The sequence below is a fragment of the Helicobacter sp. NHP19-012 genome (assembly GCF_019703325.1).
Taxonomy (GTDB): domain Bacteria; phylum Campylobacterota; class Campylobacteria; order Campylobacterales; family Helicobacteraceae; genus Helicobacter; species Helicobacter gastrofelis.
Genome location: NZ_AP024819.1, coordinates 1169883 through 1187615, shown reverse-complemented (window position 1 = coordinate 1187615; position 17733 = coordinate 1169883). Strand labels below are relative to the sequence as shown.

14 protein-coding genes and 2 pseudogenes are annotated in these 17733 nt (G+C 47.5%); 12 read left to right on the top strand and 4 right to left on the bottom strand.

Annotation, left to right across the window (positions count from 1 at the left end):
- Positions 1–3: 3 nt before the first annotated feature.
- From K6J74_RS06050 to K6J74_RS06025, 6 genes are read left to right on the top strand one after another with little or no spacing between them, the layout of a single operon-like run.
- On the top strand, positions 4–219 hold the full coding sequence (locus tag K6J74_RS06050; RefSeq protein ID WP_221271414.1) for a DNA-directed RNA polymerase subunit omega: 216 nt from the start codon (positions 4–6) through the stop codon (positions 217–219).
- Positions 206–2527 (top strand): RelA/SpoT family protein, encoded by a 2322-nt coding sequence (locus K6J74_RS06045; protein WP_221271412.1) that lies wholly within the window; start codon positions 206–208, stop codon positions 2525–2527. The genes K6J74_RS06050 and K6J74_RS06045 overlap by 14 nt, the downstream gene beginning before the upstream one ends.
- A gap of 9 nt (positions 2528–2536) precedes the next feature.
- The gene (gene tyrS / locus K6J74_RS06040) at positions 2537–3739 is read left to right on the top strand and encodes a tyrosine--tRNA ligase (RefSeq protein WP_221271411.1); all 1203 of its coding nucleotides are present in this window, start codon (positions 2537–2539) and stop codon (positions 3737–3739) included.
- Between the two features lie 10 nt (positions 3740–3749).
- Positions 3750–4841, top strand: coding sequence for a nitronate monooxygenase (locus K6J74_RS06035; protein ID WP_221271409.1), 1092 nt, complete (start codon positions 3750–3752; stop codon positions 4839–4841).
- A 2-nt stretch (positions 4842–4843) separates the two neighbouring features.
- Positions 4844–5917, top strand: a complete 1074-nt coding sequence (locus K6J74_RS06030; RefSeq protein ID WP_221271406.1) for an N-acetylmuramoyl-L-alanine amidase family protein — start codon at positions 4844–4846, stop codon at positions 5915–5917.
- A complete protein-coding gene (locus K6J74_RS06025) occupies positions 5917–6666 on the top strand; it encodes a hypothetical protein (protein WP_221271405.1) in 750 nt (249 codons plus the stop codon). The genes K6J74_RS06030 and K6J74_RS06025 overlap by 1 nt, the downstream gene beginning before the upstream one ends.
- On the opposite strand, the gene K6J74_RS06020 is transcribed toward K6J74_RS06025, so the two are convergent.
- Complete coding sequence (locus K6J74_RS06020) at positions 6653–7348, bottom strand: MqnA/MqnD/SBP family protein (RefSeq protein ID WP_221271403.1); 696 nt, start codon at positions 7346–7348, stop codon at positions 6653–6655. The genes K6J74_RS06025 and K6J74_RS06020 overlap by 14 nt on opposite strands.
- A 114-nt stretch (positions 7349–7462) precedes the next feature.
- Between K6J74_RS06020 and acnB the strand changes: the two genes are divergently transcribed.
- The 6 genes and pseudogenes from acnB (at position 7463) to K6J74_RS05990 (ending at position 13984) form a co-directional block, all read left to right on the top strand.
- On the top strand, positions 7463–10018 hold the full coding sequence (gene acnB / locus K6J74_RS06015; protein ID WP_221271401.1) for a bifunctional aconitate hydratase 2/2-methylisocitrate dehydratase: 2556 nt from the start codon (positions 7463–7465) through the stop codon (positions 10016–10018).
- A gap of 76 nt (positions 10019–10094) precedes the next feature.
- The gene (locus tag K6J74_RS06010; RefSeq protein ID WP_221271399.1) at positions 10095–10754 is read left to right on the top strand and encodes an amino acid ABC transporter permease; all 660 of its coding nucleotides are present in this window, start codon (positions 10095–10097) and stop codon (positions 10752–10754) included.
- A pseudogene (locus K6J74_RS06005) lies at positions 10748–11423 on the top strand (amino acid ABC transporter permease). The gene K6J74_RS06010 and the pseudogene K6J74_RS06005 overlap by 7 nt, the downstream one beginning before the upstream one ends.
- Complete coding sequence (locus K6J74_RS06000; protein ID WP_221271398.1) at positions 11424–12164, top strand: amino acid ABC transporter ATP-binding protein; 741 nt, start codon at positions 11424–11426, stop codon at positions 12162–12164. It begins immediately after the preceding pseudogene.
- A 93-nt stretch (positions 12165–12257) separates the two neighbouring features.
- Positions 12258–13043, top strand: coding sequence for a cysteine ABC transporter substrate-binding protein (locus K6J74_RS05995; protein ID WP_221272608.1), 786 nt, complete (start codon positions 12258–12260; stop codon positions 13041–13043).
- Positions 13040–13984, top strand: coding sequence for a D-2-hydroxyacid dehydrogenase (locus tag K6J74_RS05990; RefSeq protein WP_221271395.1), 945 nt, complete (start codon positions 13040–13042; stop codon positions 13982–13984). The genes K6J74_RS05995 and K6J74_RS05990 overlap by 4 nt, the downstream gene beginning before the upstream one ends.
- Here K6J74_RS05990 and K6J74_RS05985 read toward each other — a convergent pair.
- The 3 genes and pseudogenes from K6J74_RS05985 to K6J74_RS05975 form a co-directional block, all read right to left on the bottom strand.
- Positions 13974–15046: pseudogene (locus tag K6J74_RS05985) on the bottom strand (phospholipase A). The gene K6J74_RS05990 and the pseudogene K6J74_RS05985 overlap by 11 nt on opposite strands.
- Entirely contained in the window at positions 15039–16373 is a 1335-nt protein-coding gene (locus K6J74_RS05980; RefSeq protein WP_221271393.1) for a sodium-dependent transporter, read from the bottom strand. The pseudogene K6J74_RS05985 and the gene K6J74_RS05980 overlap by 8 nt, the downstream one beginning before the upstream one ends.
- A 2-nt stretch (positions 16374–16375) precedes the next feature.
- A complete protein-coding gene (locus tag K6J74_RS05975; protein ID WP_221271390.1) occupies positions 16376–17704 on the bottom strand; it encodes a sodium-dependent transporter in 1329 nt (442 codons plus the stop codon).
- Positions 17705–17733 lie beyond the last annotated feature (29 nt).

Sequence of the window (17733 nt, the reverse complement as noted above, 5' to 3'; positions counted from 1 at the left end):
CAGATGCGAACAGAAGAAATTGTGGCTAAGGCTTTGGATAAGGTTAATGGGGATCGCTACATTCTCTCTAATTTGATCTTTTCACGCGTCAAGCAGTTAGGCGCTGGGGTGCAACCCCTTGTGGCGATGGACACCAAAACCCACAAGCCCACCGATATTGCCATTTGCGAAATTGCTGAGGGGAAAATCGGTCTTGACTACATTGATGAGAGATTCTAAAGCGCCCCATTATGGCAGTTTAACCCAAATTTTAGAACTCGTTAAGGACATTGACAACCCTAAAGGGGCGGTCAGTGTTTTGCGAAACACCACCACCATCACCCCCAAAATCCAAGAAGCCCTAGATTTAGCCACCCATTACCACACAGGCCAAAAGCGTAAAGGGGGTGCGCCCTACATCACCCACCCCATTTGTGTGGCGAGCATTGTCGCTTTTTGTGGGGGGGATGAGGCGATGATCTGCGCCTCTCTCTTGCACGATGTCGTGGAGGACACGCCCTGCGAGCTAGCAGAAGTGCGGGAGAAATTTGGCGAGGATGTGGCAAACTTAGTGGATGCGCTCACCAAAATCACCGAAATCCGCAAGGAAGAACTCGCCTTTGACCCTGAGAACCCCCACTTGCTCTTGACAGCACTCACCTTTAGAAAAATTTTAGTCAGTGCCATTAAAGACCCCAGGGCTTTGGTGGTGAAAGTCAGCGATCGTTTACACAATATGCTGACCCTAGACGCTTTGCCCAGAAACAAGCAAATCCGCATTTCTAAAGAGACCATGGCCGTCTACGCCCCCATCGCTAGTCGTCTTGGCATGTCGTCCATTAAAAACGAGCTTGAGGATAAATGTTTCTACTATGTTTATCCCCACGAATACCAAAGCATCCAAGCCTACCTAGAGCAGAGCAAACAAGCCCTATCGCTTAAATTAAACCAATTTGCCAGCAAGTTAGAGAAAATGTTTTATGAGGCGGGCTTTAGCGAGGGGGATTTTCAAATCGCCACCCGTATTAAACGCCCCTACTCCATCTATCTAAAAATGCAAAGAAAGGGGGCGGTGAATAAGGATGAAATTTTAGACCTCATGGCAGTGCGTGTCCTTGTGAAAAAACCCCTAGAGTGCTATAAAATCTTAGGCATTGTGCATTTGCATTTCAAGCCCATCGTGTCGCGTTTTAAAGACCATATAGCCTTACCTAAGGAAAATGGCTACCAAACGATCCACACAACCATTTTTGACGAGTCAAACATTTATGAGGTGCAAATCCGCACCTTTGACATGCACCTTGGGGCGGAGTATGGCAACTCGGCGCACTGGAAGTATAAAGCCGGGGGCGTGGAGAGCGAACATTTGAAATGGCTACACAATCTCAAATACAAAAACGAGGAGCCCAAAGAAAACCCTAAGGAGTTTTACGAACTGGTGCAAAGCGATGTGTTGTATCGTGAGGACATCACAGTGTTTTCACCCAATGGAGACAGCTACACCTTGCCCGCTGAGTCTATCGTGCTGGACTTTGCCTACATGATCCATAGCGAACTGGGCGACAAAGCAGAGGAAGCCTTTGTCAACAATAAAAAGGCTAACTTAAACGAAAAACTAAAAAGTGGGGATGTGGTGAAGATCATTAAGGGCGATAAAAACATCCCCCGCTTTACATGGCTTAATCAACTCCGCACCACGAGGGCAAAAAACCATTTAAAACTCCAACGCAAAAACCAGCTTAAAGAGATTGACGCAAAAAGCATGGTAAATATCTTAAACACCATTTTTGAAACCCCTATTTTTGGGCTAGACATCGGGGCGAAACAATACCTCACCTTTGAGAAAAAGCTCGCCGAGCATGGTGTGGAAGGGAGTTTGAGTGAATCCATTAAGAGCATCGAGGGGATAAAAAAGCTGGTTGAGCAAATCCAAGAGAAAGTCCGGGAACACCCTCGCCCACACCACAAACAAGAGCAAAAACAATTTGGCTTTTTAATGAAAAACCTCATGCAATTCAAATTTGGGCGTATATTGGGTCTACCTGCTCCGTATATTGGGCTGAAAAAATGCGATTTGGACCATTTTATCGTCTACACCAACCCCCACACCCAAATCAAGCAAGTGATTTTCAACGATTGTTGCCACCCTAAGAAAGGCGATGAGATCGTGGCAGTCATGCCCAGTATTAAAGACCATAAGGTTGTGGTACACACGAAACTTTGTAAAAATGGTTGCGAGGACATCGATATAGGTTTACCGATGGTCTTCATTGCTTGGAGCAAGAAAGACAGAGAGATTTTTAAGATCATTATCTATATAGGCAGCACGAAAGACAGCCTTTTGCAAATCTTAAATTTTTTGATAAAAAACGATTGTAGCATTGTAAGGGTGCAGTATGCTAGCCATGGGCAATACTCCACAAATTGCGAAATTCTCTTTGAATACACGGGTAAAAAAGAAATCGGGGAGTTTAAGGACATACTCACCCACAAGTATAAAGACCGTTTAACAGAGTTTAGCAGCATTAAAGATGCCTATCAGGATTAAAGGATAGATATGAGTGTTCAAGAGGCGATGGCAGACATCACAAGAGGCATGGGCGAGTGCATCGGCTTGGAGTATTTGCAAAGCCTAGTGGCAAAATTCTACACCACAGGGGAGCGTTTCAGCGCGAAGGCGGGCTTTGACCCAACAGCTCCCGATTTGCACCTAGGGCATGCCGTGCTTTTAAATAAGCTCGCCACTTTACAAAAACACGGGGCAAAGGTGCAGTTTGTGATCGGAGATTTCACCGCCACGATTGGCGATCCCAGTGGCAAGAGCGAAACGAGAAAGACTCTAAGTTTTGAAGAAGTTTTAACCAACGCTAAGACCTACGAGCAACAGGTGTTTAAAATCTTAGACCCCGCCTTGACTGAGGTTTGTTTCAACTCCAAGTGGCTAAGCCCGCTGGGGGCGGAGGGCTTGTTGGTATTGACTTCTAAATTCTCAGTGGCTAGAATGCTTGAAAGAGATGACTTTGAAAAACGCCACAAGGAAAATAAGCCCATCAGTATGGTTGAGTTCATGTATCCGCTTTTGCAAGGTTACGACTCCGTGGCACTACAAAGTGATATTGAACTTGGGGGCAACGATCAAAAGTTTAATCTGCTCGTGGGGCGGTTTTTGCAAAGAGCTTATGGCTTGTCTAAGGAGCAGAGCGTGCTGACCATGCCCCTTTTGGAGGGCTTGGATGGTGTGGCTAAAATGAGTAAGAGTTTAGGCAATTACATCGGGGTGAGCGAAGAGGCTAAGAGCATGTATGCTAAACTTTTGAGCATCAGTGATGCCTTGATGTGGCGTTACTACGAACTTTTAAGCAGCAAAACGAGCGCAGAAATTGCAGAGCTTAAAATGGGGGTAGAAAAGGGGGCTTTGCACCCCAAGGCAGCGAAAGAGAACCTAGCCCTAGAGATCACCGCCCGCTTGCACTCTAAAGAGCAGGCACAAGGGGCTAAAGCCGCCTTTGATCTCATCTTTAGCCAAAAGCAAATCCCCGATGATTTGGCGCAAATGGAGTTTAGCGCAGGGGTTTGGATCGCCCAAGTGCTTAAAGAGGCGCGCTTGTGCCCTTCCACTTCGCAAGCTAGACGCGATATCAGGGCAGGAGGCGTAAAGATCGATCAAGAAGTGCTTTTAGACGAACAATTTCACTTTTCTGCCGGCACCTATGTCGTGCAAGTGGGTAAACGAAAATTTTTAAAAGCCATTATTCGCTAAAGTAGACCGCATGATTTCTACATTAAAACCGCTCAAAATCGGCAAACACACGATCCAATATCCCATTTTTCAAGGGGGCATGGGCGTGGGGATCAGTTGGGATGAATTGGCTGGTAACGCCGCCAAAGAGGGCGTTTTAGGCGTGATCTCGGCGGTGGGCACGGGCTATTACAAGAACATGCGCTATGTGGAGAAGATCGTGGCAAAAAAGCCCTTTGAAGCCTTGAACTTCTACTCCAAACAAGCCCTAAATGAAATCTTTAAAAATGCCCGTAAAATTTGTGGGGCTAAACCCTTGGGGGCGAATATCCTACACGCCATCAACGAATATGGGCGCGTGGTGCGGGACGCTTGTGAGGCGGGGGCAAATGTCATCATCACAGGGGCAGGCTTGCCCACAAACATGCCCGAGTTTACCAAGGACTTTCCTAGCGTGGCTCTAGTCCCCATCATCTCTTCAATCAAGGCTTTACAAATCATTTGCAAGCGCTGGAGTGCGCGTTATAAGAAAATCCCCGATGCCGTGGTTGTAGAGGGGCCTTTGAGCGGTGGGCATCAGGGTTTCAAATACGAGGATTGTTTCAAGGAAGAGTTCCAGCTAGAACATTTGGTCCCGGGTATTGTGGAGGCGGCCAAGGAGTGGGGGGACATCCCCATCATCGCCGCTGGGGGCATTTGGGATAGGAAGGACATAGACACCATGCTAAGTCTAGGGGCAAGCGGGGTGCAAATGGCGACCCGCTTTTTAGGCACGAAGGAGTGCGATGCCAAGGTCTACGCTGAGATTTTGCCCGCCTTGAAAAAAGAGGATATTTTGCTTATTAAATCCCCCGTGGGCTACCCCGCCCGCGCGATCAACACGGGAGTTTTAGAGCGCATCAAAGAGGGCAATGCCCCTAAGATCGCCTGCGTGAGCAATTGTGTGAGCCCTTGCAATAGAGGTGAAGAAGCCCGCAATGTAGGCTATTGTATCGCCGATGGACTCGGGCGGGCACATCAGGGCAACCGCGCGGAGGGGCTGTATTTCACGGGGGCCAATGGATACCGCATTGAAAAGATCATCAGCGTACACGAACTCGTGCAAGAGCTGACCCAAGGCTAAAGGTGCGCTTCCTTTTTCTCTGCCTTTTTGTCTGTACCCTGGGCGCACACACGCTTAAAATCATCAATGTCGTCCCCTTTGGGGTGAGTTCTTTTAGAATCACCTTTAACCAGCCCATCAACCGCCATGTGTTGCAAGAAACCCGCTTTGCGCATTTTAAGGCCCTATTGCGGGTGCAAGCCCAGCTTCAACCCCCACCTAGACGCTACCACTTCGCCAACAAGAGTGCTATTAAAATCGTCCACCACCATAAAACCACGCAAATTTGGATCACTTGGAATAAGAACACCGCCTACAGCTACAAAATCGCCCACAACCACTTGTATATTTTTATCCAAACCCACCCTTTGGTGCGCCAAAAGGTGCGGATTTTAGAATCCAACCCCAAAGAGTTGAAGCAGTTTAAGGTAGTGATCGACCCCGGGCATGGCGGGCATGACTGCGGGGCGTTGGGGGTCAACCATGTTTGCGAAAAGCGCATTGTGCTCGCCGTGGCTAAGGACTTACAACAAGAATTAGCCAAAAGGGGCTATAAAGTCTATATGACGCGTAAAAAGGATGTTTATATCAGCCTGAAAGCCCGCACCGAATTTGCCAACAACAATAACGCCGACTTGTTTATCTCCATACACGCCAATTCTATCCCCAAAAACGCCCCCACCAACCCCGAGGGCATTGAAACCTATTTTCTCTCCACTGCTAGAAGCGAGCGGGCGCGCAAGGTCGCCGAGCAGGAAAACCAAGATGATGTCAAAATCATGGACTATTTCTCCAAACTCTCTTTCTTAAACTCTCTTAACTCACAAAGGCTCATCATCTCAAATAAACTTGCCATTGATGTGCAGTTTGGGATGTTAAACAAATTGCGCAAACATTATAAAGGCGTGGTGGATGGGGGCGTGCGCGAGGGGCCCTTTTGGGTGCTTGCGGGGGCTTTAATGCCCTCGATCTTGATTGAGATTGGCTACAACTCCAACCCCAAAGAGTCCAAACGCATCCAAGACAAACGCTATGAGCAATGGCTCGCCCAAGGGATTGCCGATGGCGTGCAAAGTTTCATTAGTAAAAACTACTGATGCATAAGCCCACTCTCTGCCAAATGGTGCTCTCCTCGCTCTTTTTTGTGCTCTTTGTGATCACGGCCTTAACCCTGTTGTGCACAAGTTTTAACCACTCGTTTGCGCAATTCTTTAGCATTTTAAACAAGGGTTTTTACAAACCCCTGATTTGGGGGTTTTATTTAGGCGGGGCTGTGCTCTCTTTGGTGTATCTCTTGCACTCCTTGTGGCGCAAAGAACGCCATATCCCCCCCAAACTTGTTGCCCTAGCCAGCGGTGCGCTCTTTATTTACCTATACCTACACCCCCCAAGTTTAAGCCAGCTTGAAGGCTTTTTACTCTCTTTGTTCTTTTTCATCGCCTTTGGCATCTTGGGGCTGGGGCGCTTTTTGCTCAAGTGGCAGGACAGCCCCCTAACACAAACCCTGCTCTTTTTCGCCCCGTCTATCAATACTTGTTTATTTTTTATCTTTGCTTTGGGTTTACAAAGTTATCTTTTAGACTCTAGTTGGCTAGCCTATGGGGATTTTACGCTCTTTTGTTTGGGGCTGGTGTGGCTCTTGTGCCTGCTTGCCAAATACCCTAATCACTTTGGGCTTTACGAATACACGAATCTATGGGTTTTGGCAGTGGGGATTTTAATCTTTCTGTTGAGTGCGTCCACGCTCTTTCAAGTGGAGCGTTTCAACGAAGCTCGCCTAAGCTTTTATGTGCTGGGGTTTTTAAGCTGGCTTGCTGAATCGCTCTTTGCCCCTAAAAGCGTCTAGGTCTAGGGACTCTTTTCAAACGCACTTGGCGGTAAAAGCAGTGCAAAGAAAACTCTTCTTTGGGGCGTACTCTGTATAAAATGTGCTTTAAGTAGTACAGAATTTGCCCCCGATTTAGCCCGCTTTGCTTGGCTCTTTGCTCTAGGATATAATGGGGGATTTTAATGGGTCTTTGATAAAAGGCTTTTGCCATTTTTGTATAAAACTTGCCATGGGCTTGGTAGCAAAAACGCCCAAAGACAAAGGGTAAGCCCGTTTTTTGGTGCCACAGCGTGGCTAAATCCACAAAATCGCTCTTGGGCTGGGGCTGGTGGTAAAAACGCAGGGCTTTATCCCCGATGAGCACTTGCCCCTTAAGCCCCAAGACTTGGCACAGGGCGTTAGAAGTCGCCGATTGCGCGTCTAAACCTTCTTTTTCTTGCAACAGCACTAGTACGCTTAAAACCTTTTTATTGCCAATGATGGCACAGGAGGTAACCTGCTTTTTACGCCAAGAATCATACCCTGCCAAAGACGAGATAAAGCCTGCATCGATACGCCTAAAAAAGAAGTCGTGGTTGAGCTTGGCAGGGTAGGATTTTCTGTGGTTTAAGCATTGCTTGAAACTTGAGGGCGTGGGGTAGCCCTTGATGAAAATGTCAAAGGGGAGCAAATTCAAATAATCAATTTTTCCAAAACGCATGCCAAACCTTTTTACACAATCTTAAGCCCCCACAACCACAAATGGACATAGTGGAGTCAAAAATTCATAGAAGTTAGTTATTATATACTCAAGAACACTATCCAAAGGAGTTTCATGGACTTTTTACAAGAATACCAGGCCGCCCTGCAAGAGAGGGCAAAAGAGCATATCCCCCCCTTGCCTTTAAGTGCCAAGCAAGTGCAAAGCGTGGTGGAGATTTTAATGCACTCCACAAACAGCGATGCATGTGCTTTTGCGAAGGATTTATTGATCCACAGGGTGAGCCCCGGGGTCGATGAAGGCGCACAGGTCAAAGCCGAGTTTCTAGGGCAAGTGGCGTTGAAAAAATGTGCGTGTTCGTATTTTAGCCCCCTAGAGGCGGTGCGTTATTTAGGCACAATGCTAGGCGGTTACAATGTCGCCCCCCTGATTTTAGCCCTGCAAAGCACAGATACAGAAGTGGCTAAAGAAGCCTGCCAAGCCTTAAAATCTACGCTTCTTGTCTATAACTCTTTTGAAACCATCGCCAATTTAAGCAAGAGCAATACCCTAGCTAAAGAAGTGCTAGAGTCGTGGGCGAATGCTGAATGGTTTTTAAACAAGCCTGCTTTGCCTGAGAAATTAGAGCTATGCGTTCTTAAAATCGATGGCGAAACCAACACGGACGATTTAAGCCCAGCTAGCGATGCTTTCACCCGTAGCGACATACCCCTACACGCCAATGCGATGCTTAAAAACCGCATTGAAAACACCGCCCAAAGGCTAGAAAAAGCCAAATCTAAGGGCGTGCCGGTGGTGTATGTGGGCGATGTGGTCGGCACGGGCAGCTCGCGTAAGAGTGCGACCAACTCTTTGATGTGGCACTTTGGGCAGGACATTCCCTTTGTGCCGAATAAACGCACGGGGGGCGTGGTGATCGGGGGGGTCATTGCCCCGATTTTCTTTGCCACTTGTGAGGACAGCGGTGCATTGCCCTTAGTGGCTGATGTCAAGGATTTACACGAGGGCGACATTATCCAAGTCTATCCTTACAAGGGCGAAATCCATAAACAAGGGCAGGTGGTGAGCCGCTTTAATTTAGAGCCCGCCACCCTAGCCGATGAGTTTCGCGCTGGGGGGCGTATCGCCTTAATTATTGGGCGAGGCTTAACCAATAAAGCCCGTAAATTCTTAGGCTTAGGCACTTCGAGCGTCTTTGCCAGCCCAAAGCAACCCGCTGAGAGCAATAAAGGCTACACCCTAGCGCAAAAAATGGTCGGCAGGGCGTGCGGCGTGGCAGGGGTGCGCCCCGGGGCTTACTGCGAGCCTGTTACCACCACCGTAGGCAGCCAAGACACCACAGGAGCGATGACTAGAGATGAGGTTAAAGAGCTAGCCAGCCTTAGCTTTGAGGCGGATTTTGTGCTGCAATCCTTTTGCCACACTGCCGCTTACCCCAAGCCTGCCGATGTGAGCTTGCAAGCCACCTTGCCCCAGTTTTTCACCAGTAGGGGGGGCGTGGCTTTAAAACCTAAAGATGGCATTATCCACTCTTGGCTAAATCGCATGGGACTACCCGACACTTTAGGCACGGGCGGAGACAGCCACACGCGTTTTCCTATCGGCATTAGTTTTCCCGCCGGCAGTGGCTTAGTCGCCTTTGCGGCGGTAACCGGCACGATGCCCTTAAACATGCCCGAGTCGGTGTTGGTGCGTTTTAAGGGGCAAATGCAGCCGGGGATCACTCTAAGGGATTTGGTGAATGCCATTCCTTACTACGCCATTAAGCAGGGCTTGCTCACCGTGGAGAAAAAGGGCAAGAAAAATATTTTCAATGGGCGGATTTTAGAGATCGAGGGCTTGGGCGACATTAAAATCGAGCAAGCCTTTGAGTTCAGCGATGCGAGTGCTGAAAGGAGTGCCGCCGCTTGCACCGTGCGTTTAAATAAAGAGCCCATCATTGAGTATTTGAGCTCAAATACTCAGCTCATAGAGCAAATGGTAGAAAGTGGCTACGAGCATAAAGACACCTTAAAAAGACGGGCGGCCAAAATGCAAGAGTGGATTGACAACCCCATCTTGCTTGAGCCAGATGCGGACGCTGAATACGCCGCCGTGATTGAGATTGACTTAAACGAGATTAAAGAGCCCATTGTGGCGTGCCCCAATGACCCGGACGATGTGGCGACTTTAAGCGAGGTGCTAAACAACCCCAAACGCCCCCAAAAGATTGATGAGGTGTTTATCGGCAGTTGTATGACGAATATCGGGCATTTTAGAGCCTTTGGCGAGATTGTCAAGGGGGCGGGGGCAACCCCCATCCGCCTTTGGGTGGTGCCCCCCACGAAAATGGACGAGCAACAGCTCATAAAAGAGGGCTATTTTGCCATTTTTGGGGCAGCGGGGGCGCGCACCGAAGTGCCCGGCTGCAGCTTGTGTATGGGTAATCAGGCAAGGGTGCGAGATAACGCCGTGGTGTTCTCCACTTCCACACGCAATTTTGACAATCGCATGGGCAAGGGCGCACAGGTGTATTTAGGCAGTGCCGAGCTTGGGGCGGTGTGTGCTCTGCTTGGTAAAATCCCCACGCCCAAAGAGTATTTAGACCTAGTGGCAGACAAGCTCAGTGCCCGCAAGGAGGAGATTTACCGCTACATGAACTTCCACCTAATGGAGAAAATGGCGCTGTAGCCTTTAAGCCTAGCCTTAGCTTATTTCTCTAAGATAGGGGCTTTTAGCAGACTTTAAGTTTGCGAAAGGTTAGGCTTTGGATTTAGATTGGCAGTTTGTCCGCCACGCTCTGCCCCTGTTTGGGCGTGGTCTTGCTCTCACTTTAGAGATTTCCTTTTTTGGCGTTTTGGGGGCAACTCTTTTAGGCTTTTTGGTGGCTTTATGCTTGTTTTTTAAGCCCAAAGTCTTAAAAAGCCTTGCTAGGGGCTATAGCGAATTAGCTAGAAACACCCCCCTACTCATCCAGCTTTTCTTTTTGTATTACGGCTTGCACGAGGTGGGGCTGTCTTTAAGTGCCCTGTCTTGTGCGGTGCTTGGCGTGGTGTTTTTAGGGGGGGCGTATATGGCTGAGAGTTTTTTGCTGGGCTTGAAAGCTTTAAGCAAGGTGCAGTTTGAAAGTGCTTTAAGTTTGGGGCTCTCTAGGTGGCAGAGTTTGTATTATGTCTTATTGCCCCAAAGTTTGGCGATTTCTCTGCCTTCTTTGGGGGCGAATGTGATTTTCTTACTCAAAGAAACTTCTGTGGTAAGCGCGATTGCCCTAGCGGATTTAATGTTTGTGGCAAAGGACTTGATTGGCATTTACTACAAGACGAATGAGGCGTTGGTTTTATTGGTGCTTGCTTACTTGGTCGTGCTCTTGCCCTTAAGCCTACTTTTCACCCGTCTAGAAAAACACTACAAGGGCAGGGCATGCTAGAAGTCTTACAACTTTTTAACGCCGACAATCTAGGGCGTTTGGCGGAGGGGCTAGGCACGACTTTAGCCCTAGCCTTGATTTCTATTTTCTTTTCACTCGTGGGGGCTCTCTTTGGGCGTATTGATGGCATTTGGGGGCGGTGGGTTAAATTAGCGTGTCGGGTGTATTTGGAGGCGGTGCGGATTGTCCCTTTATTGGTGTGGCTGTTTATCGTGTATTTTGGGCTCGCTTCGCTCTTTAATTTGCACTTTGGGGCGTTTATGGCGGGGGTGGTCGTCTTTAGTCTGTGGGGGTGGCGGAGATGATGGACTTAACAAGGGGGCTTTAACTTCCATTGCCAAACACCAAAGCCAAAGTGCCACTGCTTTAGGGCTAAAACCCTTGCAAATCACTTTATATATTTTATTCCCCCAAGCCTTTTTAGCCTTGTTGCCTTCAAGCGTAAATCTCTTCACCCGCATGGTTAAAACCACAGCTTTAATCTCTCTCATCGGGGCGATCGATTTGCTCAAAGTCGGGCAACAAATCATAGAGGTCAATTTAATCCACATGCCCCATGCGAGCTTTTATGTCTATGGGCTGATTTTTATCCTTTACTTTGCACTGTGCTACCCCCTATCCTACCTCAGCCAACACTTAGAGAAAAAATACCAACACAATAGAGGCTAAATGGCAATCTTGCAAACCATCGGTTTAAAAAAACGCTACGGCGATCACGAAGTTTTAAAGGGCATTGATTTTAGCCTAGAGAAAGGGGAGGCGGTGGTGATTTTGGGCCCTAGTGGCTGTGGCAAAAGCTCGTTTTTAAGGTGCTTGAATGGGCTAGAGGAAATACAAGGCGGGCAAATCCTCTTTAATGGGGAACAAATCGCCCACAGCAAGGATTGGGGCAAGGTGCGTCAAAAAATCGGCATGGTCTTTCAAAATTACGAGCTCTTCCCCCATTTAAGCGTCTTGCAAAATATCCTACTAGCCCCCATGAAAGTGCAAAAACGCCCTAAAGAGGAGGTTACACAGCAAGCCCACACCCTGTTAAAACGCGTGGGGCTGGAGCATAAAATGCAGGCGTATTCAAGAGAGCTAAGCGGAGGGCAAAAGCAAAGGGTTGCCATTGTAAGGGCTCTTTGCATGCAACCTGAAGTGATGCTATTTGATGAAGTTACCGCCAGCCTTGACCCTGAAATGGTAAAAGAGGTGTTAGAAGTGATTTTAGAGCTAGCAGAGGAGGGCATGAGCATGGTGATTGTAACACATGAGATGAAGTTTGCTAGAAAAGTGGCGCATAGAGTGGTGTTTTTTGACGAGGGTTTGGTAGTAGAGCAAGCCCCGCCCACAGAGTTTTTTGAAAACCCTAAGTCTAATCGGGCGCGTAAATTCTTAGACATTTTTCACTTTTTGGGGGGCTGTTAATTTTTTGGTGCTATGCTGTGGGCTTTTAGGGGGATTTTATTTTAAGGAGATTTTGTGCGTTTATTGAAAGTTTTTAGCCTAGCCTTTGTGGCGATGCTTGCCTTTGTGGGGTGCTCGAACCACAAGGCAAAGGCAGAGGAGGGCACGCTTGCGAGCATTAAAGAAAAGGGCATTTTACGGGTGGGCGTGTTTAGCGACAAACCCCCCTTTGGGTATATGGATAGCAAGGGGCAGTTTCAAGGCTTTGATGTCTATATCGCAAGACGCATGGCTAAGGATTTATTAGGCGATGCTAAGAAAATCCAATTTATCCCCGTAGAGGCGGCCGCTCGGGTGGAGTTTTTAAAGGCGAATAAAGTCGATGTCATTATGGCGAACTTCACCAAAACCAAAGAAAGGGCTGAGGTGGTGGATTTTGCCAAGCCTTATATGAAAGTCGCTTTGGGCGTGGTGTCTAAGGACGGGGTGATTAAAAGCATTGAGGATTTAAAGGGTAAGCCCTTGATTGTTAATAAAGGCACAACGGCGGACTTTTTCTTTTCTAAGCATTACCCTAGCATATCCTTACTCAAATACGACCAAAACACCGAAACCTTTTTGGCTCTAAAGGACAACCGCGGACCAGCCCTAGCCCACGACAACACCCTTTTGTTTGCGTGGGTGAAAAAGAACCCCGAATTTAAGGTGGGTATCCCCAGTCTAGGCGACCAAGATGTGATCGCCCCAGCGGTGAAAAAGGGGCATAAAGAACTCTTAGAATGGCTGAATAACGAGATCGACAAACTCACAAAGGAGGGCTTTATGAAAGAAGCCTACGATGCGACTTTAAAACCCATTTATGGCAATGACATTAACCCCAGCATGGTGATTTTTGAATGAAACCGCTAGCTGTGGTGTTAGAAGCCCTGTCTTTAGGGCGTAAGAATAAGTTAGACGCTTTGGCTGAATTTGTAGAAATGGTGTCCTACCCGGGCACACCGCAGGATTTGGTGCTTGAAAGGTGCAAGGATGCCGAGATTGTGGTTTTAAACAAGGTGCAGATGAGCGGGGACATTTTAAAGCAACTGCCCAAGCTCAAATGTATTTGTATCACGGCTACGGGCATGAACATGATCGATTTAGAGGTGGCTAAAGAGCTAGGCATTGTGGTAAAAAATGTGGTGGGCTACTCTACGCACAGCGTTACCATGCACACCTTCGCCCTAGCCTTTAGCCTGCTCTCGAACATGGCTTATTACGACAGATATTGCAAAAGCGGGGAGTATTGCAAGAGCGAGATTTTCACCCACTTTAACAAGGACTTAATGTCTTTAGAGAACAAAGAATGGGGGATTGTGGGGCTAGGCACAATCGGCAAGAATGTCGCCCGCATTGCCACAGGCTTTGGGGCAAAGGTGAGCTACACTTCTACCAGCGGGCGCAACAACGATCCCACCTATCCGCAAAAATCCCTAGAGGACTTGCTTAAAACAAGCGATGTGATCTCTATCCACGCCCCCCTAAACGCCCAAACGCACAATCTCATAGACAGCAAAGAGTTAAAGCTACTTAAAGACAAGGCTATTTTAATCAATGTCGGGCGGGGGGGGATCGTCAATGAAGAGGCAGTGGCAAAAGAGCTAGAAACACGTGATTTTTACTTTGCTACCGATGTGCTAGAGCAAGAGCCTATGCGTCCTCATCACCCCTTTTTAAACCCCGCTATACAAGGTAAGCTACTACTCACCCCCCACATTGCGTGGGGCTATGGCGACACGATTAAAAAGCTCATTGTGGCGACAATCGAAAATGTCAAGGACTATTTAAAGACTAGGGGTTGAGGCGAATCCCCACGCCTAGGCGGTTGGAGAAGACATCGTATTCATAAAGCCCGTCTCCATAGCCGTTGAAATATTGGATGTAAAGCCCCACAAAGGAGTTGATGCGGTAGGTGTAACTTAGGCGGATCGCCCCATGCCAGCGTTTAAACTCCCAATAGCGTGTGAAAAGGTCGTAAATGCGCATTTCAAAATGGTGGCGGCCCCGGCGGTAATCCAGCCAAGCGTTGCCATAGCCCATGTAGTCAATGAGATTAGGGTTAGATTGGTTGTAGGGGATGTAGGGCCAATAGGCGACGTTGAGCTTGAGTCCGCCCTTTTGCCACACCAAGTGGAACACGGGGCGTTGCCCGGCGCTCACTGAGCGGCACCCTCCATCAAGTCCCCCGCTTGCATGATCACTTGCTTATCCTCTTCTGTAATATGAACGGGTGTTCCAGGAAAGGGTCCAAGGGCATTGCCGTCGCGATAGGGTTGGAAGCACTGCCTACCCCCGATGCCGTTAGAAATGTGTTGCCAGCCGATCCAAAACTCTGTAAAATTCCCTAATTTTTCTGTAAATAGGGGGATTTTGAGCGGATAAATGTAAATCAATTCGGGCATGTAATTGACCATACGCATGGGCGCACTTTGGGGGTTGTTGTAGATTTGAAACCAATTCGTTTGGGTGTAAGCGAGGTATAAAATGCCCCTAGTGTAGAGGAAGTTGCGGATCACGGGCATTTTAAAGCTGACTTGGAATTTAAACTCTATGGGCTGGTAGCGGTTGATGTCAGGGTGGTACCACTGGTAAATGGGCGTGAAGCTGTAATAAGCGGGCATGAAGTAGGTCCCGCGGTAATCGATGATTTGTAGATATTTTTTCGCCAAGTCTAAAAAGAGATTGTGTTTCTTAGGCTTTCTAGGGGCGATCTCCCAGCTGTTTTTGAGGCTGTAATACCAAGGCTTGTAAAAGTCTTGATAGGTGGTGGTGGTGATGCCCTTGTTTTTGATCTGTGTGGGGCTTAGGCGGTTATCGGCTTTGAGCGCACCAAAGAGGCTTAGTAGTAAGAGAGCCCTACGCATTTTTCTTAAATTGTAAAATTAAAATTAAGAGCACCGCCACAGGCGCCACAAAGCGCACCCCAAAGAACCAAAATGAAAAGCCCAAACGGCTCAAAAAGCGTTTACTAGACTTGTAAATGCGCTTTTTATCCATGAAATAGCCTAAAAAGATCAGAGAGAACAACCCCCCAAGGGGCATTAACACCGCTGAAGTGCTAAAATCCGCCCAATCAAAGACATTTCTACCCCAAAAGGTGAGGGCATGGCTGTAGTCCTTATGTGTAGATAAAATCACCAACAAGCCTAAAAGATAGGTAAGTCCCCCTACAAGGACACAAGCCTTAGTCCGGCTGTATTTAAAATGGCTTGTGAGGTAAAGCACGGTGGGCTCTAGAAGCGAAACTGTGGAGGTGATACCCGCAAAGATCAAGGCGAGAAAGAAAAACACCGCCACAACAGAGCCAGCCAAACCCATTTGGTGAAAAACTAGGGGTAGAGAGATAAAGACGAGCCCCACACCTTGAGAGGGTGTGCCATTAAATTTAAAAATAAAAGTGAAGATCATCAGTCCGGCGATTAAAGAAATGGCAATCCCGGGCAAAACCACCCATAAAGAACTGCCCAAAAGATTTTCATTAGACTTTGTAAAAGCGGCGTAAGTGGTGATGGTGCCCACCCCCAAACTCAAAGAAAAGAACATCTGCCCTAGAGCATCCATCAAGACCTTAAGGGTGATTTTAGAAGTTTTAAAGTCAAACATATAGTGCCACCCTTGAGAAAAACTAGACATATTCATGGCGTAAAAAAGTAAACCAATGAAGACAAGAAACAACAAGGGCATGAGCCACAGGCTAAGTTTTTCAATCCCCTCTTTAATCCCCCTAGACACAATCCACACGGTGAGCCACAGCCACACGCTAAAGCCCATGATTTGCCAAAATAAATCCACAGAACTTAAATGACTAAACAGGGTCTTAGAGGCTTCAAGCGTGGAGGGCAGCGCAAAGCTTACTTTCACCAAATAGAACAATACCCAACCCAAAACCACGGTGTAGAAAGACAAGATAATAGGACCACCTAGCAAAAAAAAGGCACTAAACCCCCAAAGCTTTTTATGCTTTGTGTTTAGGTGTTTGTAGCAAGAAACCACATCTTTGCGCCCTAAATTGCCAATGAGCATGTCCGCCAAGAGCATCGCCACGCCCAGTGTTAAAGTTAAAACCAAGTAAAGCAAAACAAACGCCCCTCCGCCATGCTCGCCCGCCATGTAGGGGAAACGCCAAATGTGCCCTAAGCCTATCGAGCTGCCTAGAGTGGCTAGGATAAAACCGAGTTTAGAAAAGCCCATCCTTACCCCTGCACGATTTTCACCACCCAAATCGCCAAAATGACTAGGGGGGCAATGAATTTTAATAAAAATAGCCAAAGGGTAAAGAGACCATCGCTCAAAAAGTGGGTGGTGATTTGGCGCAATTTATCCTTACCAATGATCCAACCCACAAAAAGCACAGACGCCAACCCACCTAGAGGCATTAAAACCGATGTAGTGAAAAAATCTGCTAAATCAAATAAGTCCCTATGGAAGATGCTTAAATAGGTCTTGTAGATTTTATTGAGAGAAAAGACAAGAATCACACCTAAAATGTAAGTGGCTAAAGTTACGAGCCAAGTCGCTTTAGGGCGGGAGTAGTTGTGATCGATGAGATACTGCACGGGGGGCTCTAAGAGGGCAATGGTGGAGGTGATCCCCGCAAAAGCCAGGGCGCATAAAAATAAAATAAAAACCACACTCCCTATCCAGCCCATTTTGTAAAAGACCACGGGCAAGGACACAAAGATGAGGCCTGGCCCTTCAGTAGGGCTATCGCCATACTCAAACACAAAAGTAAAAATCATCAAGCCCGCCACTAAGGAAATTACAATCCCGGGCACGACCACCCAAAACGCACTCTGCAAGAGGTTTTGCTTAGGATCAGTGGAAGAGGCGTAAGAGATGTTGATGCCAATGCCAATGCTCAAGGCAAAGAAAACCTGTCCTAAAGCGTTCATGAAAACCTTGTGGTTGATGTCGGCGAGGCGCACCCCAAACATGAAGTTCACCGCTTGTTTGAAAGAGGGTTGGGTGCTCGCATAAATCAATAAGCCAAAAAAAATGATGAATAATAGGGGCATGAGCACAAAGTTTAACTTTTCAATCCCGTCCTTGACTCCCCTTGAAACAATCCAAGCGGTTAAAAAAAGCGTTGCACTAAGCCCCCCAATTTGCTTACCCAAAGAGTTTTCTAAGCCCAATAAAATTTGCTTAGAAGCCTGTATATCAGCAGGCAGGTTAAAACTCACGCCTACAAGGTAGTAAAACACCCAGCCCAAGACAATCGCATAAAAAGACAAGATGAGCGGACCGGTAAAAAGCATCAGCCCCGCATATTTCCACTTCTTAGAGCCTGTGGGGTTTAGTTGCTCGAAAGCTGAAGCCACATCGGTTTGCGTGCTCTGTCCTATCACCATTTCGGCTACAAGCATGGTAAGCCCCACGCTGAGAGCAAGCACTAAAAATAAGAGTACAAAGCCACCCCCCCCACTTGTACCCGTCATGTAGGGGAAACGCCAAATGTGCCCTAAGCCGATTGAGCTGCCCAAAGCTGCTAGGATAAAGCCTAATTTTGAAAAGTTATTCATCGCTTCTCCAGTAGCTAATTTTTGAAAAT